The organism is Rugosimonospora africana (assembly GCF_016862975.1).
In the GTDB taxonomy this organism is placed as follows: domain Bacteria; phylum Actinomycetota; class Actinomycetes; order Mycobacteriales; family Micromonosporaceae; genus Rugosimonospora; species Rugosimonospora africana.
Genome location: NZ_BONZ01000013.1, coordinates 101,925 through 127,269, shown reverse-complemented (window position 1 = coordinate 127,269; position 25,345 = coordinate 101,925). Strand labels below are relative to the sequence as shown.

17 protein-coding genes, 2 tRNA genes and 1 pseudogene are annotated in these 25,345 nt (G+C 70.0%); 13 read left to right on the top strand and 7 right to left on the bottom strand.

Annotation, left to right across the window (positions count from 1 at the left end; translation table 11 throughout):
- A pseudogene (locus Raf01_RS06280) lies at nt 1-636 on the top strand (thiamine pyrophosphate-binding protein); the annotation flags it as partial.
- Nucleotides 637-761: 125 nt separating this feature from the next.
- The gene (locus Raf01_RS06275; RefSeq protein WP_203916762.1) at nt 762-1,646 is read left to right on the top strand and encodes a transketolase family protein; all 885 of its coding nucleotides are present in this window, start codon (nt 762-764) and stop codon (nt 1,644-1,646) included.
- Nucleotides 1,647-1,650: 4 nt separating this feature from the next.
- On the opposite strand, the gene Raf01_RS06270 is transcribed toward Raf01_RS06275, so the two are convergent.
- Nucleotides 1,651-2,370, bottom strand: coding sequence for a class I SAM-dependent methyltransferase (locus Raf01_RS06270; protein WP_203916761.1), 720 nt, complete (start codon nt 2,368-2,370; stop codon nt 1,651-1,653).
- 190 nt (nt 2,371-2,560) lie between these two features.
- Between Raf01_RS06270 and Raf01_RS06265 the strand changes: the two genes are divergently transcribed.
- Both Raf01_RS06265 and Raf01_RS06260 read left to right on the top strand, forming a co-directional pair.
- The gene (locus tag Raf01_RS06265) at nt 2,561-4,405 is read left to right on the top strand and encodes a hypothetical protein (RefSeq protein ID WP_203916760.1); all 1,845 of its coding nucleotides are present in this window, start codon (nt 2,561-2,563) and stop codon (nt 4,403-4,405) included.
- Nucleotides 4,406-4,416: 11 nt separating this feature from the next.
- Complete coding sequence (locus Raf01_RS06260; RefSeq protein ID WP_203916759.1) at nt 4,417-6,243, top strand: DUF6311 domain-containing protein; 1,827 nt, start codon at nt 4,417-4,419, stop codon at nt 6,241-6,243.
- Between the two features lie 15 nt (nt 6,244-6,258).
- On the opposite strand, the gene Raf01_RS06255 is transcribed toward Raf01_RS06260, so the two are convergent.
- A complete protein-coding gene (locus Raf01_RS06255) occupies nt 6,259-7,119 on the bottom strand; it encodes a hypothetical protein (protein ID WP_239133415.1) in 861 nt (286 codons plus the stop codon).
- Nucleotides 7,120-7,338: 219 nt separating this feature from the next.
- Between Raf01_RS06255 and Raf01_RS06250 the strand changes: the two genes are divergently transcribed.
- The gene (locus Raf01_RS06250; protein WP_203916758.1) at nt 7,339-8,895 is read left to right on the top strand and encodes a peptide deformylase; all 1,557 of its coding nucleotides are present in this window, start codon (nt 7,339-7,341) and stop codon (nt 8,893-8,895) included.
- On the opposite strand, the gene Raf01_RS06245 is transcribed toward Raf01_RS06250, so the two are convergent.
- Complete coding sequence (locus Raf01_RS06245; RefSeq protein ID WP_203916757.1) at nt 8,870-9,976, bottom strand: globin domain-containing protein; 1,107 nt, start codon at nt 9,974-9,976, stop codon at nt 8,870-8,872. The genes Raf01_RS06250 and Raf01_RS06245 overlap by 26 nt on opposite strands.
- A 214-nt stretch (nt 9,977-10,190) precedes the next feature.
- On the opposite strand from Raf01_RS06245, the gene Raf01_RS06240 reads away from it, so the two are divergent.
- Nucleotides 10,191-10,994: a CPBP family intramembrane glutamic endopeptidase gene (locus tag Raf01_RS06240; RefSeq protein WP_373319476.1), complete on the top strand. Its 804-nt coding sequence runs from the start codon at nt 10,191-10,193 to the stop codon at nt 10,992-10,994.
- Between the two features lie 204 nt (nt 10,995-11,198).
- A complete protein-coding gene (locus Raf01_RS06235) occupies nt 11,199-14,165 on the top strand; it encodes a S8 family serine peptidase (protein WP_203916756.1) in 2,967 nt (988 codons plus the stop codon).
- A gap of 93 nt (nt 14,166-14,258) precedes the next feature.
- Here Raf01_RS06235 and Raf01_RS06230 read toward each other — a convergent pair whose 3' ends face one another.
- The gene (locus tag Raf01_RS06230) at nt 14,259-15,833 is read right to left on the bottom strand and encodes a hypothetical protein (protein WP_203916755.1); all 1,575 of its coding nucleotides are present in this window, start codon (nt 15,831-15,833) and stop codon (nt 14,259-14,261) included.
- A gap of 321 nt (nt 15,834-16,154) precedes the next feature.
- Here Raf01_RS06230 and Raf01_RS06225 point away from each other — a divergent pair.
- The 4 genes from Raf01_RS06225 to Raf01_RS06210 all read left to right on the top strand — a co-directional run bounded on the left by Raf01_RS06225 (nt 16,155) and on the right by Raf01_RS06210 (nt 20,661).
- Nucleotides 16,155-16,245, top strand: a tRNA-Ser gene (locus Raf01_RS06225).
- 35 nt (nt 16,246-16,280) lie between these two features.
- Nucleotides 16,281-16,356: transfer RNA gene (locus tag Raf01_RS06220), tRNA-Arg, on the top strand.
- Between the two features lie 317 nt (nt 16,357-16,673).
- Nucleotides 16,674-16,865 carry a hypothetical protein gene (locus Raf01_RS06215; protein WP_203916754.1) on the top strand — a complete coding sequence of 64 codons (192 nt, stop codon included), beginning with the start codon at nt 16,674-16,676 and terminating at the stop codon, nt 16,863-16,865.
- A 661-nt stretch (nt 16,866-17,526) separates the two neighbouring features.
- Nucleotides 17,527-20,661 (top strand): FG-GAP repeat domain-containing protein, encoded by a 3,135-nt coding sequence (locus tag Raf01_RS06210; protein ID WP_203916753.1) that lies wholly within the window; start codon nt 17,527-17,529, stop codon nt 20,659-20,661.
- Nucleotides 20,662-20,718: 57 nt separating this feature from the next.
- Here the strand turns inward: Raf01_RS06210 and Raf01_RS06205 are convergent, their stop codons facing one another.
- From Raf01_RS06205 to Raf01_RS06195, 3 genes are all read right to left on the bottom strand, one after another.
- A complete protein-coding gene (locus Raf01_RS06205; protein ID WP_203916752.1) occupies nt 20,719-22,005 on the bottom strand; it encodes an MFS transporter in 1,287 nt (428 codons plus the stop codon).
- Nucleotides 21,996-22,496: a MarR family winged helix-turn-helix transcriptional regulator gene (locus tag Raf01_RS06200; protein ID WP_239133414.1), complete on the bottom strand. Its 501-nt coding sequence runs from the start codon at nt 22,494-22,496 to the stop codon at nt 21,996-21,998. Before Raf01_RS06200 ends, Raf01_RS06205 begins: the two co-directional genes overlap by 10 nt.
- A gap of 153 nt (nt 22,497-22,649) precedes the next feature.
- The gene (locus Raf01_RS06195) at nt 22,650-23,081 is read right to left on the bottom strand and encodes a MarR family winged helix-turn-helix transcriptional regulator (protein WP_203916751.1); all 432 of its coding nucleotides are present in this window, start codon (nt 23,079-23,081) and stop codon (nt 22,650-22,652) included.
- A gap of 109 nt (nt 23,082-23,190) precedes the next feature.
- Here Raf01_RS06195 and Raf01_RS06190 point away from each other — a divergent pair, with 109 nt between their 5' ends.
- Together Raf01_RS06190 and Raf01_RS06185 are read left to right on the top strand one after the other, a co-directional pair.
- On the top strand, nt 23,191-24,657 hold the full coding sequence (locus Raf01_RS06190) for an MFS transporter (protein ID WP_203916750.1): 1,467 nt from the start codon (nt 23,191-23,193) through the stop codon (nt 24,655-24,657).
- Between the two features lie 202 nt (nt 24,658-24,859).
- Complete coding sequence (locus tag Raf01_RS06185; RefSeq protein WP_239133413.1) at nt 24,860-25,300, top strand: hypothetical protein; 441 nt, start codon at nt 24,860-24,862, stop codon at nt 25,298-25,300.
- The last annotated feature ends 45 nt before the right edge of the window (nt 25,301-25,345 follow it).

The window sequence follows — 25,345 nt, the reverse complement described above, 5'->3', positions numbered from 1 at the left end:
ATGACGACAACAGCGGCAACGACGAGGGATCTGTACCGGCTGTTGAGCCGGATCACGGGTGACGAGAAGCACGGTCCCAGCGCGACGTCCACATTGGACGTGCTGTGGGTGCTGTACGACCGGATCCTGCGGGTACGGCCGGAGACTGTGAACGACCCGGAGCGGGACCGGTTCCTGCTCTCGAAGGGTCACGGGCCGGCGGCGTTCTACGCGGTACTGGCGGCCAAGGGGTTCATCCCTGTGGACTGGCTGGACGACCTCGGCGGTAGGGACAGCCGCCTGGGGTTCCACCCGGACGGCACGTTGATTCCGGGCGTGGAGATCGGGTCCGGATCGCTGGGCCACGGGTTGGGCCTGGGCGTGGGGATGGCGCTCGGCCTCCGGGCTCAGGGCCTGACGCGGCCCAGGGTCTTCGTGCTGCTCGGGGACGCGGAGCTGGACGAGGGCTCGAATCACGAGGCGATCGCGTACGCCGGCGCGGTCGGGCTGGACTCGTTGACGGCGGTGGTGGTCGACAACGAGTCGGCGACGCACGGCTGGCCGGGTGGTATCGCGTCGCGGTTCGCGGTGAACGGGTGGCATACGTCCACAGTGGATGGTCGTGACCACGACGCGCTGGAGCGCGCGTTCACCGAAGCATCCGAGACAGGCGAGCCGGCATCGCAGACAGGCGAGCCGGCATCCCAGACGGGCAAGCGGGCATCCGAGACTGGCAAACCGAGCGCCGTCATCGCGACTGTGGAAAGGAAATGGTGAGTCCGATGCGTGACGAGTTCATCCACACCGCCACCGCCCTGCTCGACGAGGACCCGCGGGTCGCGGTCGTGCTCGCGGACATCTCGGCGGCCGAGTTCGTCGGTGCCGCGCGGCAGCATCCGGACCGGGTCATCAACGTCGGTATCCGGGAGCAGTTGCTGGTCGGCGTCACCGGCGGGCTGGCTCAGACGGGCCTGCGCCCGATCGCCCACACGTACGCGCCGTTCCTGGTCGAGCGGGCGTTCGAGCAGGTGAAGTTGGACCTGGACCACCAGGGGGCGGGCGCGATCCTGGTGAGTGTGGGCGCGTCGTACGACTCGTCGCGGGTCGGCCGTACCCACCACGCGCCGGGGGACGTGGCGCTCATCGACACGCTGGGGAACTGGACGGTGCACGTGCCGGGGCACCCGGCCGAGGTGGAGCCGTTGCTGCGCGCGGCGGCGGGGCACGACGATCCGGTGTACCTGCGGCTGTCCACGCAGGCGAACGAGCGGGCGCACGACGGGTACGGGCTGGTGCCGATCAGGCACGGCAAGGCCGCCACGGTCGTCGCGGTCGGGCCGATGCTGGACCCGGTACTGGCGGCCACGGACGGGCTGGACGTGACGGTGGCGTACACGCACACGCCCCGCCCGTTCGACAAGGTCGGCCTGCGCGCTCTGGTGTCGGGTACGGGGAGCGCCGACGTCGTGTTGGTGGAGCCTTACTTCGCCGGTACCTCCGCGGCACAGGTGGCCGACGCTCTCGTCGCCGTACCGCATCGCCTGCTGGCGTTGGGTGTCACGCGCACCGATCCGCGACGGTACGGCAGCGTCGAGGACCACGCCCGGTATCACGGGCTCACTCCGGAACAGTTGCGGGAATCGGTCCGCGGGTTTCTGGCGGCGTGAGCCGCTACCCGGCGATCTCCGGCACCCGGGCGACCGCGAACACCGACTGCCCGAACGGCGGCCGGACCAGCTGTTCCGCGCCCTTGGTCAGGGGCAGTACGAAGCGGTCGTAGAACTTCACCATCGGCCCTTCGCTCGGGGTGAGCCGGAACACGCTGGTGGCCATGTAATACCCGATCAGCCCGAGCGCGTTGGCGTAGTGCAGGCGCTCGATCCGGAGCCCGGCGGCGTGCAGCGCCTCGGCCATGGTCCGCTTGGTGTAGCGGCGGACATGGCCGGTGGCCACGTCGACCGGGCTCATCGCGAACGGGAACGCCGGCACGATCAGCACGATCGCGCCGCCGGGCCGCACCAGTCGCGCCATGCTCCGCAGCGCGCTCACGTGGTCCTCGATGTGCTCCAGCACGTTGTAGGAGACCGCGCCACTGTATGTGTCCGTATCGTCGCTGGGCAGCAGCATCTGCCGCACCTCGAGGTTGGAGTGGCCGGTCAGGCGCTCCTTCAGCAGCACGAGCCGGTCGGGGTCGGCCTCGGTCGCGGTGAACCGGGCGAAGTGCGGTGCCCACTCGAGCGCGTAGTCACCGAGCCCGCTGCCGATCTCGATCGGGTTGTCGCCGAGGTATTCCAGGGCGAACTCGACGAACCAGCGCCGGTGGTTGACTGCCGTGGCGAGCCCTTCCAGCACCTCCGCTTGGATCCGCTGGTCTCCGGTGATCTCAGGCATGGAGCGAACTCCTCTGACTGCTCGGCAGGTCACCTACCAAGCACTCTACGGGATGAATACGTGCTCTCACGACAACACGGGGATTTGCCAGAGATGAGGATGGGACCAAGGGGGCCTCCCATTTCTGAAAATCACCGGAACAGTGATTATGACTGACTCGAGTCCGGGCACACCAAGGGACGGAACGGCGGTGCGGCGATCCGAGCCTCCGCCCCGCCGTGCCCGACCGGGCCGGTCCGATGTCGCTGCCTGCGTGGTCTTCCTGCTGGGTGCGTTGGAGACCACCGCGCACCTCTGGCGAGACGTCTCGGGCAGGCTACTCGCCAGCAACCACGGTGACCACACCCTCTTCGAATGGATGTTGGCGCGCGGTGCGCTTCTCGTGACTCACCCGGAGAACCCGTTCTTCACCCACCGAATGAACGTACCGGCCGGCGTGAACATGATGGCCAATACATCTGCTCTGAGTATGACCATCCCGCTCGCGCCGGTGACGTTGATCTGGGGCCCGGTGGTGGCGTTCGCGGTCATGCTGACGCTCGCGTTGTGGTTGACCGCGCTGGCCTGGTACTACGTGTTCAGCCGGCATTTGGTCGAGTCCCGGTTCGGCGCCTTCGTCGGCGCCGGGTTGTGCGGATTCGCGCCGGCGATGGTCGCGCACGCCAGCGGCCAGCCCAACCTGGTGGCCCAGTTCGCCATCCCGTTCATGGCGTTGGCCACGCTGCGGCTCGCCGGTCGGCCGGTACGCCGCGGGATTCTGCTCGGGCTATTGATTACTTATCAGGCATTTCTGAACGAAGAGGTGCTTTTTCTCGCCGGGCTGGCGATCGGTGCGTTCGTGGTGCTGTACGCCCTGTTCGACCGGCAACGGGCACGCCGCGAGGTGCGGCGCTTCCTGATCGGGCTCGGCGTCGCCGCGCTCACCGGTGGTGTTTTGCTGGCGTACCCGGTGTACTGGCAGTTCTTCGGCCCGCACGCGTACCACGGGCTGCCCTTCCCGCCGGGCTCCTACCAGCTGGACGCAGTGGCCTACGTGACCTATGCCCGGGAATCCGTCGGTGGCCGGGTCGCCGCGCCCGCGCTCGGCCAGAGCCCGAACGAGGACAACGCGTCGTTCGGCTGGCCGCTGGTCGCGCTGGCCGTGGTCGTCACGGTGTACCTGTGGCGGCGCAGCGCGCTGGTGCGGGCCGGCGCGGTGACCGCGCTGATCTTCGCGGTGCTCTCGCTGGGGCCGAAGATCGAGATCGGCAACCATCACACCGGGGTACCCGGGCCGTACCGGCTGTTGCTCTACGTGCCGCTGGTCGACCTGTCGGTACCGGGCCGGTACGCGTTCGCCGTCATCGTGGTGCTGGGCATGTTGCTGGCACTGGGAATCCAGCGAGTACTGGACCTGACGTCGGGGTCGCGGCGCACCCGGCTGCACTGGGCGCCGCTGTGGCTGATCGTCCTGTTGGGCGCCCTGATTCCGGTGCTGCCGACGCCGATCCCGACGGTGGGTCGGGCGCCGGTGCCCGGGTTCATCGCCAGCGGCCAGTGGCGCGGGTACGTGCCGGAGGGGCGCACGATCGTGTCGGTACCGCTGCCCGCGTACCGGTTTCCGGACCCGATGCTCTGGCAGGCGAGCACCCGCCTGGCGTACCAGATCCCGCGCGGGTACTTCCTCGGCCCGAGCGGTACCACCAACCGGGCCGCCCGGTTCGGCGCACCGCCCCGTCCGACCGCCACCAAGCTGTACGCGGTGTACCTCCTGCCGTACCAGCCGAGCCCGTACGTGGGCGGGGACACTCCGCTGGGTACCGTCGTGAAGCCGCGCGACCCGGAGGCGGCGCGTGCCCGGGCGACCACGGTGACCGCGGCGGACCGCCGGAACGCGCTGGCCGACCTGCGCTACTGGCGGGCGGCGGTGGTGATCCTCGCGCCCGGGCGCAATGAGGCGCTGCTCAGCCGGACCACCAGCGCGCTGCTCGGCTTTCAGCCCACCTGGGTCAATGGAGTCTGGCTGTGGGACGTCCGGAAAATCGTCGGCGGCTAAGCTCGCGCTCGATGCCTGAGACCGAGCCTCCGACCGCGGGCCCCGCCACCGACGGGGTCGAGACCGCGCCCGCCGAGGCGGCGCTGCCTGCCGAGACCGTGCCCGGCGAGACCGAGGCGTCCGGCGAGACCGAGGTCGCGCGCGGCTGGGACGACCGGATCGTGGATGTCGCGGTCATCCTGATCTACCTGGCCATGGCGGCCACCGTGCTGGCCCGGCTCTGGCACGGCTTCGGGCAGCTCAACCCGGCGGCGAACAGTTCGGATCCGCCGTTCTTCGAGTGGGTACTGCGGCACGCCGTCCGGATCTTCACGCATGGCGAGAACCCGTTCCTCACCCCGCGGCTGAACGCGCCGTACGGCGTGAACCTGATGGCCAACACCGGTCTGCTCGGGCTGACTGTGCCGTTGGTACCGGTGACGCTGCTGTTCGGCCCGTCGGTGGCGTTCGTCCTGATGCTCACGCTCGGCATGACGGCCACCGCCGCCGCCTGGTATCTGGTGCTGTCCCGGCATCTGGTGTCCAACCGGCTGGCCGCCGCGGTCGGCGGGGCCTTCGCCGGGTTCGCGCCCGGCATCGTCAACCACACCAACGCGCACCCGAACCTGGTAGCCCAGTTCCTCATCCCGGTCATCGTGTGGCGGGCGTTGTCGACGCGTACCGTGCGGCACGGCATCGTGCTCGGCCTGCTGGTCACCTGGCAGGCGTTCATCAACGAGGAGCTGCTGTTCCTGACCGCGCTGGCGACCGGGCTGTTCGTGGCCGGGTACGCGGTGTTCCGGCCGAACGAGGTGCGGGTCGCGGTGCTGCCGTTCCTGCGCGGGGCGGCAGCCGGAGCGGCGGTCGCGGTGGTGTTGCTGGCGTACCCGCTGTGGTACCAGTTCTTCGGTCCGCAGCACTATCACGGGCTGCCCGACTTCGTCCTCGGGTACGGTGCCGACCTGGCCAGCTATCCGGCGTTCGCGAAGCTGTCGCTGATCGGCCAGCCGGTCGCGGACGGGCAGCTGGCACCGCAGCCGGAGGAGAACACCTTCCTCGGCTGGCCGCTGCTGGTCGCTCTGCTGATCATCGTGATCTGGCTGTGGCGGCGCGCCGCGGTGCGCGCGCTGGCCGTGGTCGGGGTGGTGTTCTTCGTACTGTCGCTGGGTGCCAGCGTCACCTACCGGGGTCGTACGGTCGTCAAGCACGCGCCGTGGAGTTGGCTGAACCACCTGCCGTTGTTCGACAGCGTGGTGCCGACCCGGCTCGGACTCGTGCTGGTGCCGGTGGTGGCGGTACTGCTCGGGTACGCGGTCGAACAGCTGTTTCGCCAGCGGTACGGGTGGGTGGGCGGCCTGGCGCTCGCCCTCGCCCTGGTACCGGTGATCCCGCGCCAGTTGCCGGTGGCGCCCCGGCCCGCCGTACCGGCGTTCTTCACCAGCGGCGACTGGCGCGGGTACCTGCGTGGCGACCGCTCGGTGCTGTCCGCCGACACCACCTGGGACGGCAACATCACGGCGATGAACTGGGACAACGCAACCGGGCAGGCATACCGGGCAGTGGGCGGCTACTTCCTCGGCCCGGACTGGTCGGGCAAGGGCGGTTACGGGCCGCAGACCCGGCCGACTGCGGGGCTGCTGAGCAACGTCGGGTACAACGGCGGGGTACCGCCGGTCGGCGACGAACAGCGCGAGCAGGCCCGGCAGGACGTGCGGTTCTGGGACGCGGGGCTGATCGTGCTGGGGCCGGGAGCGCCGCACGCCGACGACCTGCGCGCGACGCTGGATCAGCTGGTGGGCCCGGGCCGGCAGGTCGACGACGTGACGATCTGGGACACCAGCGCGCTCGACGGCTCGTAGCGGGCCGCGCCCGGCTCAGCGAGCGGCGGCGCGGTCGGTCCGGGGCGGGACGCAGCAGCCCCGGCAGACCTTCGGCTCCGGCAGGGTGAACGCCAGGCAGCAGGTGTGTCGCCGCACCTCCGCGTCGGCCGACACCTCGGCCAGGTCGTCGACGCCGAGGGCGGCCAGCAGCGTCTTCGCCGTCTCCGGTGCCGGCTCGGGCAGCGCGTGGTGCGCCCGGACCAGCGCGTACCCGACCCCGGACGCGAGCGAACCGAGCAGCGTACGGCGGCCGACGCGCACCCGGGCGCTCAGCGCGTCCAGTACCGGCGCGAGGTGCTGGTCGACCATGGTGGACTTCAGGAACGCGGCCAGGTCTTCGACCACGCGGACGCCGGACGGGCGCGCGGGGCGCTCGACTCCACCGAGATTCGGCGGGTCGGCTGCCAGCGGGTCGCCGGGCAGCACCGCGACCTGCGGGCGGCGCAGCCCGATCTCCAGGAACGGCGCGCTCACGTGCAGCCGGACCAGCGTGTTCTCCGCCGACATGACGGGGATCCGGCGCGCGTACGCGTAGCCGAGCACCGCCGGCAGTGCCAGCCAGTACGTGTAGGACTTCCAGGCCAGCGCCGCGGCGGCGTGCGGGCTGGCATTCCACCGCCGGTGGGCGGCGTCGAGCAACTCCGGCAGCGCCGTGCCGTCCGCGAACCAGGTGGCCGGCAGCCAGCCGGTCGGGTCGCGGACCACCAGGCCGGGCGCGAGTCCGTGCACCGGTGCCTCGCCGTGCCGGCGCCGTACGGCCGCCAGGCAGTCGAGGATCGGGCTCAGGGGGTCGGCGGGCCGGGCCGGTAGCGAGTTCGCGGATAGGGGGTGTGTGGCGTGCGCGAGCGCGGACACGTCTCCCCTTCCCGGCTGCGGGCAACTCGCCCACCCTAGCTGACTAAGGCAAGGCTAACCACTCTTGGCGGGCAACACCGGCGGTACCGGCGATCTCGGTCGGAGGAATTCATCCGTGAGTAACTGTCAGGTAGCTGACAGTACTGGAGTTTCTTGGGCGGTCGACAGAGACTGGAAGCCCGGTCCATATCAGGAGCCCGGTCTATATGAGGCGATCGAATGACCACCTCACCCCTTGACGGGGCAGCTGGTGCCTTCGCCGCTGAGCTTGCCCAATGGCGAGCCGAACGCGGGATGTCCAAGAAGCAGCTGGCCTCCGACATGGGTTTCGACCCGTCCTACGTCAGCCATGTCGAGGGTCGCCGGCACCGTCCGACCGAGGACTTCGCCCGGCGCGCCGAGGCGGTACTGCAGGCGGGGGGCGCCATCTGGGCCCGCTTCGCGGAGTACAACGAGCTGCGCCGCGAGCGCGTCGGTCCGAAGCAGTCCAGCGGTGTGTCCGGCCAGTGGCTGCCGCCCGGCGCCGGGCTGATTGTCGAGCACGAAATCGCCACACTGTCCTATGTGGACGGCATGTACCGCTGCGAGATCCGGCGCCACCTCTACAACGCGGGCACCGAACCGGTCACCCGCTACCCCGTGCGGGTGGCGGTCGACCGGTTTCCGGGTGAACCGGAGCGTTCCAACCGGTACTACCGGGAAAACCCACTGACCTGGGAAGAGCTGAACCTGGCCGCGTTCCACGGCGAAGGGCTGGACGGTCCCGGCGAGCCGATGGAGTGGCGCGCGACGCACGACCGGGACTCGTTCAAAGAGATCTGGGTGCTGTTCGAGAACGACCAGTCCCGCTTCCCGCTGTACCGCGGGCAGCGCACCGTCATCCGGTACTCGTACCAGGTCGGCGAGGACAAGTGGGGGCGCTGGTTCCAGCGGGCGGTCCGGCTGCCCACCCGGCGGCTGACGGTCCGGCTGAGGTTCCCGGCCGAGGCCGCGCCCGCGGTCTGGGGAGTGCAGACGTCGCTGACCGCCGAGTCGCCGTTGCGGACGCCGGTGCAGCAGACGACCGACGGCGACACGACGGTCTTCGAGTGGGCCACGAACAACCCGCCGCTGTCCTCCCGGTACCGGTTGCAGTGGCGGTTCCGCGGCCGGGTGCCGGCCCCCCGCATCTCGGTGGAGAACCAGTTCAGCCGGCTGCGCGCAAGCGAGCGCATGCGCGCGGTCGGCATCGTGCAGCGCGGCAGCGACCAGTTGCGCCAGCCGGCCCGGCAGTTCGACCTGCCGGCCGAGGAGCCGATGGCCCGCGAGGTCGTCAACCGGCTGCTCACCGCGCTGGACCGGATCAACGAGCTGCACGTGTTCGGCAAGGGCATGGGGCTGGCCGCCCCTCAGCTCGGCCTGGACTGGGCCGCCGCGGTCGTGCGCCCGCCGGAGCCGGACGCGCCGCCGGTGGTGCTGCTCAATCCCGGCATCGTGGCGGCGTCGTCCGAGGCCGACGAGCAGTTCGAGGGATGCCTGTCGTTCTTCGACGTCCGCGGCCGGGTACGCCGGCCGCTGTGGCTGGAGGTACGCAACGCGACGTTCGCCGGGTCCAGCGTCATCACCGCGTACGAGCAGGGGTTGGCCCGGCTGGTGGCGCACGAGATAGACCACCTGGAGGGCCGGCTGTACGTGGACCGGATGGCACCGGACAACGCGCTGGTACCGGTGGAGGAGTACCGGGGCACGGGCAACCCGTGGCGGTACAGCTCTACTTCGAGAACGAGTCGTACTTGACGCGTACCGACGGGACGCCCAGCTCGGTGAGCTTGCGCAGGGTCGCGCGGACCATCGCGATCGGCCCGGCCACGAAGAAGTCGTGCTCGCGCCACGGCCCGTACCGGTCCACCACGTCGCTGATGTCGCCCTGCTCGCCGGCGTACCCCTCGTCCGCGCTGCACGCCGGCACCACCGACAGCCACGGGTGCGCTGCGGCCAGCTCGCTGAGCTCTTCGAGGTCGTAGAGGTCGTCGCGGGTCCTGCCGCCGAAGAAGACGTGCACCCACCGGGTGCGGTTGAACTGGGTCAGCTCCTGCACCAGTGCCTTGATGGGCGCCAGGCCGGTGCCGCCGGCGACGCACACGATGTCCCTTGTGGACTTCCGGTCCAGCGTCATCGTGCCCATCGGGGCGCCGAGCCGGAGCATGTCGCCCGGCACCAGGCGCCGTACCAGTGCGCCGGAGACCCAGCCGGCACCCAGCGAGCGGACGTGGAACTCCAGTTCGCCGCTCTTGTTCGGCGCGTTGGCGATGGAGAACGGCCGCCACAGCCGGGGCTGGTACGAGCATTCCAGGCTCACGTACTGGCCGGCCCGGTAGTTCAGCGGCTCCATCGGCCGGCAGGTGAACACGGCGACGTCGAGGGCGCGCCGCTCGTGGGTGAGCACCTCGGCGTGCCACACGGGCGGGTTGGTGTCGGCCTCCGCCGCCGCGATCATGCGCTCCGACATCGCCTGGTACGCGTCGCGCCACGCCTGGTCGTACTCCAGGGACCAGTCCTCGCCGGCGAACGTCCGCAGCGCCTCCACCAGCGCCTTGCCCACCTCGGTGTAGTGCTCCGGAACGACCTGGAATTTGCGGTGGTCCCGGCCGAGCGACCCCAGGTACTCGGCGAACCGTTCCGGATCCTCAATGGTCTGCATCGCGGTGACGATCGCGCTGAGAAGCCGGGTGCGCTGGACGTCCATCTGTACCGGAAAGAGGTCGCGGAGTTGGGGGTTGGACAGGAACATGCGAGCGTAGAAATAGCCCGCTACCTTGTCCTGCTTGTCCTCGACAAGCGCCCAGCTTTCTTTCAGTAACCGTGACAAGTCGCTCATGACGCCCTCTACGCTCGGGGAAGGTTAGCGCTGCGTTGGCGTTCGGTGATGCTCTGTAGGTGTGCCGTACCAGAGTGGATACGGTGCGTTGACCGGTATCGCACAGACTGTGCGACCTCCGGGCGTGTGTGGAGCGATCCGCGCCCCGCGCCCCTGTACTTGTTGATCCCGTCGTCCGCACCGGGACGCGCCGGTCGCCGGATAATCTGGCCGCGTGGAGACTGATCTGTCGGCTGGTGTGGCGGCGCCGGCAGGGCCCGGCACCCCGGCGAGCCGGGCGGCCCTGCGCAACGAGGTCCTGCTCGTCCTCGGTGTCTCGCTCGGCTACAGCGCCGTGTACGCGATGATCGACATCGTCGGCCGGCTGACCGCGACCCAGTCCCTTTCCAAGCAGACCGCCACCCTGAACGGCTCGGCCGCGCCCGGCCGCCCGTGGCTCGACCTCGCCTTCCAACTCGCCCAGATCGGGTTCGCGGTGGTACCCGCGCTGCTCGCGGTGTACCTGCTCAACCGGGACGGCGGCCCGGCGCCGAGGGTCCTGGGGCTGGAACCGCGGCGCGCCGGGTTCGACCTGGGTACCGGCGCCGGCCTGGCCGCCCTGATCGGCATCCCCGGCCTCGGGCTCTACCTCGCCGCGCATGCCGCCGGCATCAACGCGACCGTGGTGCCGGAGGCGCTGCCCAAGGTGTGGTGGGCGATCCCGGTGCTGGTGCTGTCCGCGGCTCAGAACGCGATGCTGGAGGAACTGGTCGTGGTCGGGTACCTGGTAACCCGGCTGCGGCAGTTCGGCTGGGGGCTACCGGCCGTCGTGGTGGCCAGTGCGCTGCTCCGCGGTTCGTACCACCTCTATCAAGGGTTCGGCGGTTTCCTCGGCAATGCCGTCATGGGCGTCATTTTCGTGTTTTTCTTTCTCCGGTTCCGCCGCGTTGTTCCTCTCATAGTTGCGCACTTTCTTATTGATTCCGTGGCGTTCGTCGGGTACGCCACGCTGCACAATCACCTGTCGTTCTTGAATTGACCCTTGACTTCACCCTCTACCGGCCGGTCTATCCCGCCAACTGGGCCGATTCGCCATTCCGCAGTGCTTCTCAGCAGTCGTAACAGGCCCTAGGCTGCCCACAACCGTGGGCCTTTCCCCGGCGCCCGCGTGAGATGGCACGGAGGTTCGTACCCAGTGTTGCTATCACGGCTGGCCGGACGGCGACGTTCGGCGACTATCGCTATGTGCGGCGCGGCGACAATCGCGCTCACCCTCACCACAATCGGCAGCGCCCAGGCGGCACCCGCGAGTGCCGCGGGCCCGACGGCGCTCTACATCGTGGAAATGGCGGGCGCGCCGCTCGCGTCGTACGACGGCGGCGTCCAGGGCTACGCCGCGACGAAACCCGCGGCGGGCCAGCGGCTCGACGCGCACAGCACGCGGGCGAAGGCGTACGGCGACCACCTCAGGGCCAAGCAGACCGACGTCCTGCGGTCCAACGGCGTGGACACGAAGAAAGCGGTGTACCAGTACAGCACCGCCTTCAACGGTGTCGCGGTCAGCCTGACCGCGGGCCAGGCGCAGAAGCTGCGCACGGCGCCCGGCGTGCTGGCCGTGTTCAAGAACTCGACGCTCACCATCGACACTCCGGTCACGCCGTCCTTCATCGGTCTGACCGGCAAGAACGGCGTGTGGGACAAGCAGTTCGGCGGCGACCGCGACGCCGGTGACGGCGTCATCATCGCCGACATCGACACCGGCTTCTGGCCAGAGAGCCCGAGCTTCAAGCCCTTGCCGGAGCCGCGGCGGGACGATGCCATCATCGCCGCCAAGTGGCACGGCACCTGCCAGGCCGGCGCCGACCACCCGGTCACGTGCAACAGCAAGGTGATCGGTGCGCGATACTTCGACGCCGCCGGCAACTCCGAGGCCAACCCGGGCGAGTTCAAGTCGCCGCGCGACTTCGACGGCCACGGCTCGCACACCGCCAGCACGGCGGCCGGTGAGCACGTGAACAACGTCGTCGTCACGGGTACCCCGGTCGATGATGTCGAGGGTGTCGCTCCCGGCGCCCGGCTGGCCATCTACAAGGTGCTCTACGAGGCGGCCGACGGCACCACGGCGTCGGGCAGCAGCGTCGACATCGTCGCCGCCGTCGACGCGGCGGTCAGCGACGGCGCGGACGTCATCAACTTCTCGATCGGCGACAACGTCGACGGGTTCGGCCCGGAGGAGTTGGCGTTCCTGAACGCCGCCGCGGCGGGCGTGTTCGTCTCGGCCGCCGCCGGCAACGCCGGTCCAGGCCCGAGCACCGTCGACAACGCGATGCCGTGGGAGGCGACGGTCGCCGCCGGTACCCACGACGTGAACTACACGAAGACCGTGACCCTCGGCAACGGCGCCAGCTACAGCGGCGTCGGCGTGGGCGCGGCGGTGCCCAGCTCGCCGCTGATCGACTCGGCGACCGCGGCCCTGGCCGGCCACTCGGCCAGCGACGCCACGCTGTGCGTCGTCGGCTCCCTCGACCCGGCGAAGGTAACCGGGCACATCGTGCTCTGCCAGCGCGGCGTCAACGCGCGTACGGACAAGAGCAAGGCGGTACAGCAGGCCGGCGGCGTCGGCATGATCCAGTGGAACCCGTCGCCGAACTCGCTCAACGCCGACTTCCACTTCGTGCCGAGCATCCACGTCGACACCCCGGCCGGCACGGCCATCAAGGCGTACGCGGCGACACCCGGCGCGACCGCGTCGCTGTCCGCCGGGACCAAGGTGAAGGTCGAGGCGCCGGCCACGGCATCCTTCTCCAGCCGGGGACCCTCGGTGTCCAGCGGCGGCGACCTGCTCAAGCCGGACGTCATGGCACCCGGCAACGACGTGGTGGCGGCGGTCTCACCGCTCAACCACAACGGCAACCTGTACGACACCGAGTCCGGGACCTCCATGGCGGCTCCGCACATCGCCGGCATCGCCGCGCTGATCCTGAGCAAGCACCCGAACTGGTCCCCGACCTGGGTCAAGTCGGCCATCATGACGACCGCGACCACGGTCGACAACAAGGGCAAGCCGATCCAGGGCCAGAACGGCAACGGCAACCCGCTCGACTACGGCTCCGGTGAGGTCGTACCGGCGGCCACCTTCAACCCCGGCCTGGTGTACGACTCCACGCCCACCCAGTGGCTCCAGTACACCTGCGGCATCGGGGTGCACCTGCAGCTGAGCGACGGCTCGGACGTGTGCGACCAGACCGGATCGATCGCGCCGAACCAGCTCAACTACCCGTCGATCGCGTTCGGTGCCCTGGCCGGCAAGGGCTCGGTCAGCCGCACGGTCACGAACGTGACCAACCGGTGGGGCCTGTACCTGGCCGACGTGAAGGCGCCGAGCGGGTACAAGGTCTCGGTGAACCCGCCGCTCCTGCTCATCGGGCCGGGAAGGTCCGCGAGCTTCACGGTGAGCGTCACCCGGACCAGCGCCGCCCTCGGCTCGTACTCGTTCGGCTCGCTGACCTGGCGGGACCTTGAGGGCCACAAGGTCTACAGCCCGATCGCGGTGCAGTCGACCGCGCTGTCCGCCCCGCCCGCGATCTCCGGCACCGGGACCAGCGGTTCGACCGCGATCAGCACGCAGGCCGGCTACACCGGCACCCTGAAGGCGACGGCTTCCGGGCTGGTCGCCGACCAGGTCGCTCACAACGCGCTGTCGCTCGACCCGAGTACCCCGTTCAACCCGGCCAACCCGGCGGCGTCGGGCCGGACCGCGCGGGTCGACCTCACCGTTCCGGCGGGAACCAAGCTGGCCAGGTTCTCGACCTTGGCGTCGGACTACGCCGCGGGTACGGACATCGACCTGTACGCGTACTCGGAGGATGCGTCGGGCAACTTGGTTGCGCAAGTGGGCCAGAGTTCCGGCAGTACAGCCGACGAGACGATGACGTTTACCGCCCCCGGCAGGTACGCGGTGTTCGTGGACCTGTTCGCCAGCCCGGTCACGGGTCCGGTCGACACGCAGCTGCACAGCTGGGTGGTCACCGGGGCCAACGCGGGTAACTTCGCGGTGAGCCCGGCCAGCCAGTCGGTGACGCTCGGCAAGGCGGCGACGGTGACGGCGAGCTGGACCGGGCTGACAGCCGGCCGGCACTACCTGGGTCTCGTCGAGTACAGCGACGGGACCAGCGGCCTGGGCGGCACGATCGTCTCGGTCAACCCGTAGCCACGTCACACCGGACGGGCCCCGGCTGCCGCCACGGCGGCCGGGGCCCGTCTCGTGCGGGTCGACTCGTTCGCCCGCTTGACCGGTCGGGGCCTATGTCCCCGCCGCCGTGTCGGCGGGTGGCCCGGAGAGCGGGGCTCCCGCCGCCGTGCCGGCGGGTGCCTCGGACACCGGGGCTTCCTCCGCCGTTCCGGCCGGTGCCCCGGACACCGGGGCTCCCTCCGCCGTGCCAGCCGGTGCCCCGGACACCGGGGCCGGCGGAGTCCGGTAGTAGCTGATCGCGCGCCGAGTCACGGCCTCGATCGAGGCGTCGTTCACGAGCAGGTCGATGAGCACGCCGGCACCGGGGATGAGCCGGGCCGCCAGCCGACGGCCGGCGCCGCGCGCCCCACCGGACAGCAGCCGGTGGGCCGGCCGGCGCAGGGGTACGCCGTTGTCCCGGGCGGTCGCCAGTGCGTCGCGCGCCGTCGCGAGATCGTCGTGTACCCGTAGCAGAACCAGCAGCTCAGCGGCGCGCTCGGGGGCGGACGGATCCCGCCCGTACGCGGCGGCGATGTGCAGTACCAGCCGGGCCTGGAGCCAGCCGAGGGTGACGAGGGCGACGAGCTGCCCGATCTCCGGGGCGATCATCCCGGCGAGCGCCGCCGACCTGGCCTGTGCGGCGAAGCGCCGGCCGGCGGCCTGGGCGAGCCGGTCGTCGGTGGCACCGGGATAGGTGGCCCGGACCCATCCGGTGTACCGGGCCGCCTCCGGGCCGAGCCGCTCGACGGCGGCGAGGGCAAGTACCTCGGGCACGTGGGCCGGGTCGCTCCGGAGCCGATCCCAGAGGGTGAGTTCCGGAGGGCCGGCCGGCGCGGGCCCGGCGGCCTGTCCGGGCGCCGTCTGGCTCGCGGCCTGTCCGGGCTTCGGCGGGCTCGCGGCCTGGTCGGGTTGCGGCGGGCTCGCGGGCTGGTCGGGCTGCGGCGGGCTCGCGGGCTGGGCGGCGCCCGGGGAGGTGGTCTCGGCGGGCGCGGGCGCCACATCCGCAGGCGGCAGGTCGGCGGGCGGGAGGTCCGTGGGTGCCTGGTCCGTGGGTGGCAGGTCCGTGGGTGCCTGGTCGGCGGGCGGGAGGTCCGTGGGCTCCGCCGGGGCGGCCTTCCGGGCGGCGGCCTTGCGGGACGGGAGCTTCTTCGCAAGCGCCTTCTTCGCCGGTGCCTTCCTCGGCGCCTTGCTCGGCACCTTCTTGGCCGGGGTTGCCCGGCCGGCGGCGCCGCTCGCCTGGGCCTCGACGTCCGTGGCGACCTCCGGCTCATCGGTATCCGCGGCGACGACCCCCGGCTCGTCGGCGCCCGTGGTGTCCTCCGGCTCGTCGGCGTCCGCGGCGCCCGTGCCGGGTTCGGCCGCGCGGGTGCGCCGGGGTCCGGAGCGCTGGCCGGGGATGCCGCCGCGGGTCGGAGCCACCCGGGCTGCCTCCGCGGCCGGGGAGGTGGGCTCGGTGGCCGCCCGCTCGGTGGCGGCTTGCTCGGTCGGGGCGCGCTCGGTGGCCGGGGCCGCCATGGCAGCTCGCGCGGCGGCAGCCGGCGCGTTGGTCGGGGCTGCCGTGGCAGCCGGCGTGGTGGCCGGGGGCGCGGGCTCGCCGGCCGGTGCGCTCTCGTCCCGCTCGGGTGCCGGTGGTCGGGGTGGGATCACCGGCTCCATGAACAGGGCCGCCGGGGGCCTGGGCCGCTCGGCTGGCTGCGGCCGGTCCGGGGTCTGCGGCCGGTCCGGGGTTCTCGGCCGCTCCGGAGACCTGGATCGTTCGGCACTCCGGGGCTGGTCGGGACGCTTCGCCGCCGGATCCCTGGGCGGGTTTCCGCGCCGCGGTGTCCTGCTGTCGTCCTCCATGCGCCCCGAGCGTAGCCTTCGCGGGCCCTGCTCGCGTCCTGCCGGACCAATCGGTCGCGGTTCTGCTTTGCTCGCAGAGGTGGCTGCCCTGTATCCTCGACCGGCGGCGGTCCACTGGGCCGTCCGGGAGGCTTCGCCTAGTCTGGTCTATGGCGCCGCACTGCTAATGCGGTTGGGGTCTTAAAGCCCCTCCCGGGTTCGAATCCCGGAGCCTCCGCGCAAAACGCGGTATGTACACTGGTTCAGGTTCTGGCGCCCGTAGCTCAACGGATAGAGCATCTGACTACGGATCAGAAGGTTGGGGGTTCGAGTCCCTCCGGGCGCGCCAGAGTTCAAGGCCGTGATCAGCAGAGATGCGGGTCGCGGCCTTGAGTCGTTCCGGCCGGCGGGACGGATTCCCGCAGCCCGGGATCCTGCTCTTCAGTTTGCCCTGGTCCTGGCAGTTGGTCCCTGACAGTGGTCGGCTGCAATCGCAGGCTCGGTGGGAACCCGGGTGTCCGCGCGACGCCGGAACGCCAGGCGAGCTGCCTCCGCGACGCTGATCCAGTCCGAGGGGATAAACCCGCGTCGGTAGAAGTGTCGGTCCTGTCTCGTATCCTCCGACACTGGTTCTGATTCCGTTCCGAGGTACGGGAGTGTTGCCTGATGAACGCCAGCGGATCCGATGTTGGCAGTCCGTTCTTGGACGGGCTGGACCCTGACGTCGCTGTCCAACCTCGGCCGTGGGTCGACGACGAGGTGATGCGGCAGTTGCGGACCCCGTTCGAGGCTGCTCCGGTCGACGTCCCGGACCACCGGCATGCGGTGAGCCCCGACGAGGACGACTATCGCGTATGAGGTGACGGCAGAGGTCGAAGGCTTAGTTGAAGAATCGTCAGGACTGGCCTCTCCCGGTCCCGGTAGCTGTTCCGGCACGCCGGAGTGGGACGCTCGGCGGCCAGCCGGACAGTACTGACGGAGGTTGTTCCCCAATTCCGCCTATCTACGATGTGTAGTCGCTATGCCACCAGCCGTCACATCACGGGCGAATTGGGAGATACAGCGGGCAGCAACTCAACGGACTGGGCGATGCCAACCACGCGGTCAGTGCCTTCACCAACGGGTCGATCAACAACGGCAACCCCGGCGCGAACCTGGTCGAGTTTCAGACGGCGCAACCCATCCCGCTCGCGTCAGCCAACGGCCGGTTCCTGACCTTCGCCGTCGGCTGAAGGCGAAGCCACGCCCTCAATAGGTTCGAGTCCCTCGGGGCGGCGCAACACTGGACAGATTCGCCCGGATCCCGAAATCTTATTGCTTCGCGGGTCTGGAGCCGTCGAGTGTGGCCGGTAGGACGGCTTGGCGCCATCCCTTCGGTCCATTCGTCGCGCTCGGCTGGCTGATACGCTGCCGCTGCCCGGGCGCGATGATCAAGTGGGCGCGCGCACCGGCGGTCCGGCTTTCGGGGGAGACTCTCGTGGTTCTACGCCGCCATTCGTCCAGATATGCCATTGCCGTTATGACGGCGTTCGTCGCGCTGACAGCGGCCAGCCCCGCCGTCGCCGACCCGGTCGCCGGGACCGGCCCGCAGGCGCCTCCGGCGAGCAAGCCTCCGGCCGAGGTCGCGGTCGTCGCGCCGCTCGGCCAGGCCAACCACCCGCAGGACAGCATCGTGGTCGCCGGAGCCACTGGCTTCCTGCATCATCACGATGGCTCCACCGACTTCCTCTGGACGCGTTACGACACTGGTGCCACGACCGTGGTGAGCGACCTCGCCAAGGTTGGTGACAACGCGATCCGGCCGGCCGGCGGCGACGCCATCGTCATCAAGGGACAGGTCGCCTCCCATCCGGCGCCGACAGGCACAGTCAGCGTTGTCGACCTCGCGAACCAGAGCTGGCAACAGTGGGCGGTGCCGGCGGGGTACCAGGTCAACGCGGTATATGGATCAACGGCCCTGGTAACCGCTGTACAGAACTCGGCAGTGACGGCAATACAATTGTGGACTTTCGCCGCGGACGGCACGTTCACGGTAAAGCCGGTTACTGGGCTTCCGGCCGATGCGTCGATCTCCGTCAGCCCGCCGACAACCTCCGGCGGCGCCCCTTGGGCGGTGGTCAGATACGCCTCGAACGGCGTTGGGTACTACTCGCTACTGAGCTTGACGAGCGGGGTGGCGACGAGCATCCCGGTCCCCCAGTCTTCCGTTACTCAGTTCCTGGTTTCGGGTGACCATGTCGCCTGCGCCCCATCCGGTGCCGGCACGGTGCACGTGTTCTCTATCAGCGGGCTGACCACCGGTACCGACACGACGTCGCAGGACGTCGTGCTGTCCGGCGCGGCCACCTTCCACATCGGGCTCACGGGAGACCACCTCATAGCGTCTGCCGTCCAGGCCAACGCCGAGACCCCCGCGCGGGACTTCCCGCTCTCCGGAGGTGGCGGCAGCACGCTAGTGCCAGCAGTGCCGTACCCGACCCAGGGGGTGATGGCACAGGCATCTGACGGTTCGGTCCTGGTGATCGGGGGCTCGGGGATCTCCGACTGGGCTGTGCACCGGTTCTCGGCGGCCAGCGGCGGGTCCCTGACGGATCACGCGCTGCCGCTGCGCGATCCGCTGACCAACGCCGGCCTGACCCTCGACCACGGGCTGTTGCGGCACGCGCAGAGCGGACTGCTGCCCAGTGGAGGCCCACATTTCGTGCTACAGAACCACTTGCTCGTGGCACCGGACAGCGGGGAGACCGCTCCGTCGGAGAACGGGGGAACGCTGTCGGACCAGGCGGTCACCTGCGCTACGGGTGTCCGCTGCGTCAGCATGGTCGATGGCAACACGTACGGCGTCGCATACGTCAGCACGTCCACCGCGGGGAGCATCGACCTCTATACGGGCACTGTGCACATGACGCTGCCGGCCACCGGCGGCACTCTGGTCGACGCTTCCACCAACTACGCCATCGTGGACGCCACGTCGCCGGCGACCCAGTATGTCGTCGAGCCCGGCTACGGCTCTGTGGTGCGGTCGGGGCCGGTTACCGGGGCGGCGTTGTGGTATTCGACGCTGTGGACGGCGACCACGACCCCCGGCCAGCTCGCGGCGATTGACCTGCCCACGGGCAAGACCACGCAGACGGTCTCGACCGGCGCGTCGTGTGTGCCAAGCGAGGTGCAGGCCAGTGCCCGTTGGTTGTACTGGTCGTGCGCGTCGGGGGCGGCCGGGTTGGTCAATCTCCAGTACGACACCGCCGTTTCGTTGCCGCATCTCGCCGGCCCCGCGATGCTGGGCGACGGTTACCTGGTCTGGCATGACGGTGATGCGGGCTCGTTGGAGATGTTCGACTTCCACACCGGGCAGTTGGGTCGGCGCCTGCCGGGTACGGAGCCGAGGTTCGCGCCGCCGACGCCGGTGAAGTTGGCGTCTCTGCCGGCGGGCCCGGTCGCCGATGACCGGAACATCGACTGGACCGTGGACAAGTACGGCGGCGATGTCGCGTACGTCGCCGCGGACGGTGCGGTGCACGTGGTGGACACCGGAGTGCCACCGTCGCCGACCGACCTTGCCGACATGTACGTCCCGCAACTGGTCTATCCGGGCTCCACCTACCCAGACTTCCAGGTTTATTACGCAGTCACCCGTCCGGTCGCGTCGTGGACTCTGAGCATCACCCGCGACATCGGTGACCAGACCGTGTTCACCACGTCGGACGGCCCGGCACGAACCAGCATCCGAGCTTACTGGACCGGTCTGCTCTCCTCGGGTGCGAAGGCGATTTCCGGCGCCTACACCTGGCACCTGACGGTTGTGCCGGCGGGTGGCAGCGCCCCGCAGCCGGCCGGCACCGGAAGCTTCAGCGTCTACTGTGGACAGATGCCGTTCCGTAGCTACGGCTGTAACGGCTCGCCCGCGCTGCTCGGCGTCATGGGAAACTGGCAGGGCGAGTCCCACTGGTACGAGGGCACATCGGACGGTGCTCTGCGCGACAACGGGTTCACCGACACCTGGCTGCTCGGTTCGGGGTCATGGCAGTTCAATGCGATCGTGCCGTTCGGCGACTTCGACGGCGACGGGTTGTCAGACATCCTCGCGCGTGACGGGGCGGGTGTGCTGCACGCGTACCTCGGCCTCGGCCAGACCTACTTCAACACAGAGATCGTGAAGAGCATCAAGATCGGTACGGGGTGGGGTGGGTACACGCTGACCTCTCCCGGCGATCTGAACCGGGATGGGAAGGCGGATCTGCTGGCGCGGGACAGTGCCGGTCGTCTGTGGTTGTATCCCGGTACGGGTAAGGGTTCGGTGGGTAGCCGAGTCGAGACCGGCCCTGGGTGGAACATCTACAGTCGCTTGATCGGTGCCGGGGATCTGAACGGTGACGGTATCGGTGACCTGTTGGCCGTGGACGCGTCCGGCGTCATGTGGCGCTACAACGGCACCGGTAACGGCGGGCTGGGTGCCCGGGTGCAGATCGGTCCGGGGTGGGGCGGGTACAACGCCATCATCGGTATCGGGGATCTGAACCTGGACGGGAACAACGACCTGGTCGCCCGGGACAGTGCCGGCAAGCTGTGGGAATACCCGGGCAACGGCGCGGGCAGCTTCTCCGCTCGGATCCTGGAGGGATCCGGCTTCCAGAAGTACCAGGCCATCTACTGACCTCCGACGACCTGACCTCCGACGACCTGGCCTCGGTCTCGCGCACAGCGGCCGAGGTCAGGTTGTGGGGGCTGGCTGCGAGGCGACCGGCGTCCGATCGTCGGCGGTGTCGCCGCCGGTGACCGGTGCGGTCCTGCGGAACGCCGGCGTTGTCGCGCCGATCAGCAACACAGCCGCGACGCTGAGCAGGCCGCCGCTGACCAACGCCGCCGCTCCCGAGGTGGCGCCGGCGATCAGGCCGCCGCGCAGGTTGCCGATGTCGGGACCGGCCTGTCCGACGATCTGTTCGGCGGCGAAGACCCGGCCGAGGAGCGCGTTCGGGGTGTGAAGCTGCACGACCGTGCTGCGGGAGACCACGGCGACGGTGTCCGCCGCGCCGGCGAGCGCGAGGAAGGCCAGTCCGACCCACGGATTCGGTGAGACGCCGAACAGCGCCATCGCGACGCCCCAGGTGGCCGAACCGCAGAGCATGACGAGGCCGGGGCGGGGCAGCCGGGTGAACGTACCGGAGAAGAGCGACGCGATGACGCCGCCGGATCCGATGGCGGTCAGGAACAGCCCGAGGGTCCGCGGGTCGTTCCCGAACCGTTCGGCGTTGATGAGCGGGAAGAGACTGGTCGACATGGACAGTACGGTGACGGCCAGGTCGGTGAGCAGCGCGCCGCGTACCGTGGCGTTACGGCCCAGGAACGCGAGACCATCGGCGACGCCCCTCAGGCCGGGCCGGGACGACTCACCGTCCGGCGGCATGGGCGGCAACCCGAACGCGCCGTAGAACGCGAGCCCGAAGCTGATGGCGTCGGCCAGGTAGCAGCCGCCGACGCCGAGCCAGCCCAGCATCAGCCCGCCCAGCGCCGGCCCGAGCAGCAGCGCCGCCTGCCCGGAGATGCGGTTGAGCGCCAGCCCGGCCGCCAGCTGATTCTTGGGCAGCAGCCGCGGGATGAAGGTACGGGAGACCGGCCCGCCACCGGCCACGAAGCAGGACTGCACCGCGAGGAGCAGCAGCACCCCGGGCGCCGGAACGTGCCCGGAGAACCCCTGTGCAGCCAGCAGTAGCGAGCACGCGGCCTGGCCGGTGGTGGTGATCAGGTAGAACCTGCGCCGGTCGCTGCGATCGATGAGGGAGCCGACGAAGAGCCCGAACACGATGAGCGGCACGGCCTGTGCCAGGCCGACCAGGCCGGTCCAGACTGTGCTGCTCGTCTGCTGCCACACCTGGAACATGACGGCGACCAGCGTCATCTGCCCGCCGAATCCGGAGAACGCGCGGCCGATCCACAGCCGCCGGAACCGCGGCGACGAGCGCAGCGGCCCCAGGTCGATCAGTGAATGCCTCACTCCCATGCGGCGTCCCCGGCCAGCTTTTCGGCGATCCGGTCGTGGAAGCTCTTGCGTCGCAGTGCCGCCTCGATGTCGCCGACGATCCGGCTCAGCGGGTACGGGATCTCCGCTTCGATGTCGGCGATGGCGGCCTCGGTGGCCCGCCACTCGGCCTTCAACCGGTCGACGATGCGGCGTGCCTTGGCGGTGAGCGTGACCTTCTTGCTGCGGGCATCGGTGCCGGACGTCGTGCGGACCAGGCCGGCGCCGCGCATCGCGGCCACCTTCTGGCTGATCGCGGAGTGGGTGCGCTGAACGGATTCGGCCAGCTCGGTAATGGTCATCGGACCGAGGGCGTCCAGGCGGATGAGTTCCATGACGAAGCTGGGCTTCAGCCCTTCGATGTGGGCCTCGTCGTAGATCCGGGCGATGTCGACGTCCATCCTCGCCTGCAGCAGGCGCAGTGGTCGCCACAGGCTCTGCGCTGTCGGATCCGAGGCATCGTCTGCTGTCACGGGCCCACAGTAACAGTACTTATATAAGTGCTGTTACGAATTTTCGGCGAGGCTGCTGGCCCGGGGGAGAAGGCGGGGACCGTCGCCGGCTGGGCGGATCAGGTGGGGCCGTGGCTGGCCGGGCGGATCAGGCTGGGCCGTCGGCCGGGCGGATCAGGCTGGGCCGTCGCCGGCCGGCTGCCGCTCCTCGCGCAAGTGCCGGGCCAGCACCGCGAGCTGCGTGGGTCGGGCCTTCTCGTGCCGGTCGGCGCCGGCCTCGGTAAGCCGAACCCGGACACTGCGGCGGTCGTCGGCACACATGTCCCGAACCAGGAGGCCCTCGCGCTCCAGCCGGGCCACCACCCGCGACAGGGCGCTCTGGCTGAGATACATCGCGTCGCCCAGCGTGTGCATCCGGCACTCACCAGCCGGGGCTTCGACCAACCGGTCGAGGACCTCGAACTCGCTCATCCCCAGGCCGTGATGATCGTCCAGCTCCCGGTCGAGGTCGCAGCGCAGTGAGCTGTAGCACGCCGAGATGTCGCGCCAATCGGCGACGAGCGCGGAGTCATCAGCTCGTCCGGCCTTGATGGTCCGCCGCGCCATAGTCCCCTCCTCGTCGAGATTGAGCAGGATTCTACCACATGCGGGTACAAAATTTGCAACTGCATTTAATGCTTGTGCATTCAATGCGCTTGCATGTAAGTTGGCCGCCATGGCTACCGCATCAACTGATCCACGCGTCTGGACACCCCGGCTCTGGGGGGCGCTGTTCGTCCTGTGCGGCGCGCTCTTCCTCGACGGGCTCGACGTCTCGATGATCGGCGTCGCGCTGCCCTCGATCGGCGCCGATCTGCACCTGTCCACCTCGGCGCTGCAATGGGTCCTCAGCGGCTACGTGCTCGGATACGGCGGCCTGTTGCTGCTCGGCGGCCGGTCCGCCGACCTCCTCGGCCGGCGGCGGGTGTTCCTCATCGCGGTCGCCGCCTTCGCGGCGGCCTCGCTGCTCAGCGGCGTCGTCGACAACGGTGCGCTGCTCATCGCGAGCCGCTTCGTGAAGGGCACGGCCGCCGCGTTCACCGCTCCGGCCGGGCTGTCGATCATCACGACGACGTTCCCCGAGGGGCCGGCCCGCAACCGCGCCCTGTCCATCTACACGCTGTTCGGCGCGAGCGGCTTCTCGTCCGGTTTGATCCTCGGTGGGCTGATGACCCAGATCGGTTGGCACTGGGCGCTTCTGCTGCCGGTACCGGTCGCGCTCGCCGTGCTGCTGGCGGGCATCCCGCTGATCCCGCGCGCGGACCACTCGGCCCGGCAGCGTGGTCACTACGACCTCGCCGGCGCCGCCCTGTCCACCGTCGCCTCCCTGCTGCTGGTCTACACGGTGGTCGAGGCGTCGACGGTCGGCTGGGCCAGCGCCCGCACCATCGGCTCGCTCGTGCTGGTCGCCGTGCTGGCGGTCGGGTTCGTGACGGTCGAGCGGCGCACCCGGCAGCCGCTGGTCCGGCTGGGCATCCTACGCAGCGGGTCGCTGGTCCGCGCCAACCTCGGCATGATGGCGATGTTCGGCTCGTACTTCAGTTTCCAGTTCATCGGCACGCTCTACATGCAGTCCCTGCTGGGCTGGTCGCCACTGACCATGGCCCTGGCGTTCCTGCCGACCGGACTGCTGGTCGCGCTGAGCGCGCCGTGGGCCGGCACGCTGGTCGGCCGGCTCGGAGCGCCGCGGCTGATCGCGCTCGGGTTCGTCGCTCTGACGGCCGGGTACCTGCTGTTCCTCCGGGTGCAGATCACGCCGCACTACGCGGTGGCCATCCTCCCCACCATCGTGCTGATCGGCATCGGGTTCGCGCTGGCCTTCTCGGCGCTGAACATCCAGGCCACGTCCGGCATCGTGGACGAGGAGCAGGGCCTGGCCAGTGGGCTCGTGCAGACCTCGGGCCAGCTCGGCGGCGCCATCGTGCTCGCCGCGGTCACCGCGGTGGTCACCGCGCACAGCCAGCACGGCCCGGTGTCCGCGGCCCAGACGCTGGCCTCGTTCCGGCCCGGCCTGGTCCTGGTGTCGCTGATCGGTGGGCTCGGCCTGCTGGTGGCGCTCACCGGGCTGCGCCGTCCGGCCCCCGCCGACGCGCCCGAGGCGCTGGTGGAGGTCGAGGAGCCGGTGCTGGTTGGCATCGACTGAGCACAGCCGGAGCCGCCGTTTGGCGGAGGCGAGCACAGTCACGGACGGTATCGACTGAGCTTGGGGGGTGCTGGTCGGGGGCGCGGGACGGTCACGTCCCGCGCCCCCGACGTGTCGGTCGACCATCCATGACGAATGTCATGGATGACTGGGGAATGATCACACTGCCCGGGTGCCGGTGCCGCCGGCCACCATATTGGACATGACAAACACACAGCTCACCGCAACCGCAGCCGCCGCCAACCTCACGCACCCCAGCGGCCGCAAGGCGTTCCAGACCATCCGGATGCTCACCGGCGGCTACCTGCTCCTCAGCGTGCTGACCGTCGCGGTCATCGTCTTGCTCCGCGACCACACCACCCTGGTCAACTCCGCCGTCTGGATCCGCGGCATCATCGTGGCCGTCAGCTCGGCGCTCACGTACACCTTCGCCACCCGTGCGGCCCGCGGATCCCGCGGCGCCTACCGGCGGCTGCGCATCATCGCCGCGGTCATGGTCGCCGCGATCACGGTGATCATCGCCCTGCCCGGCACCTTTCCACTGTGGATGAAGACCGAACAGGCGGTCTGCGGGCTCCTGCTGCTCGGTGTGGTCGCGGTGGTCAACGGCCGGCACCTGCGCTCCGTATTCGCCACCGCGTGAACTGGGAAATCCCGACCCGTCCCGTCCGCCACGCCGTTGTTAACG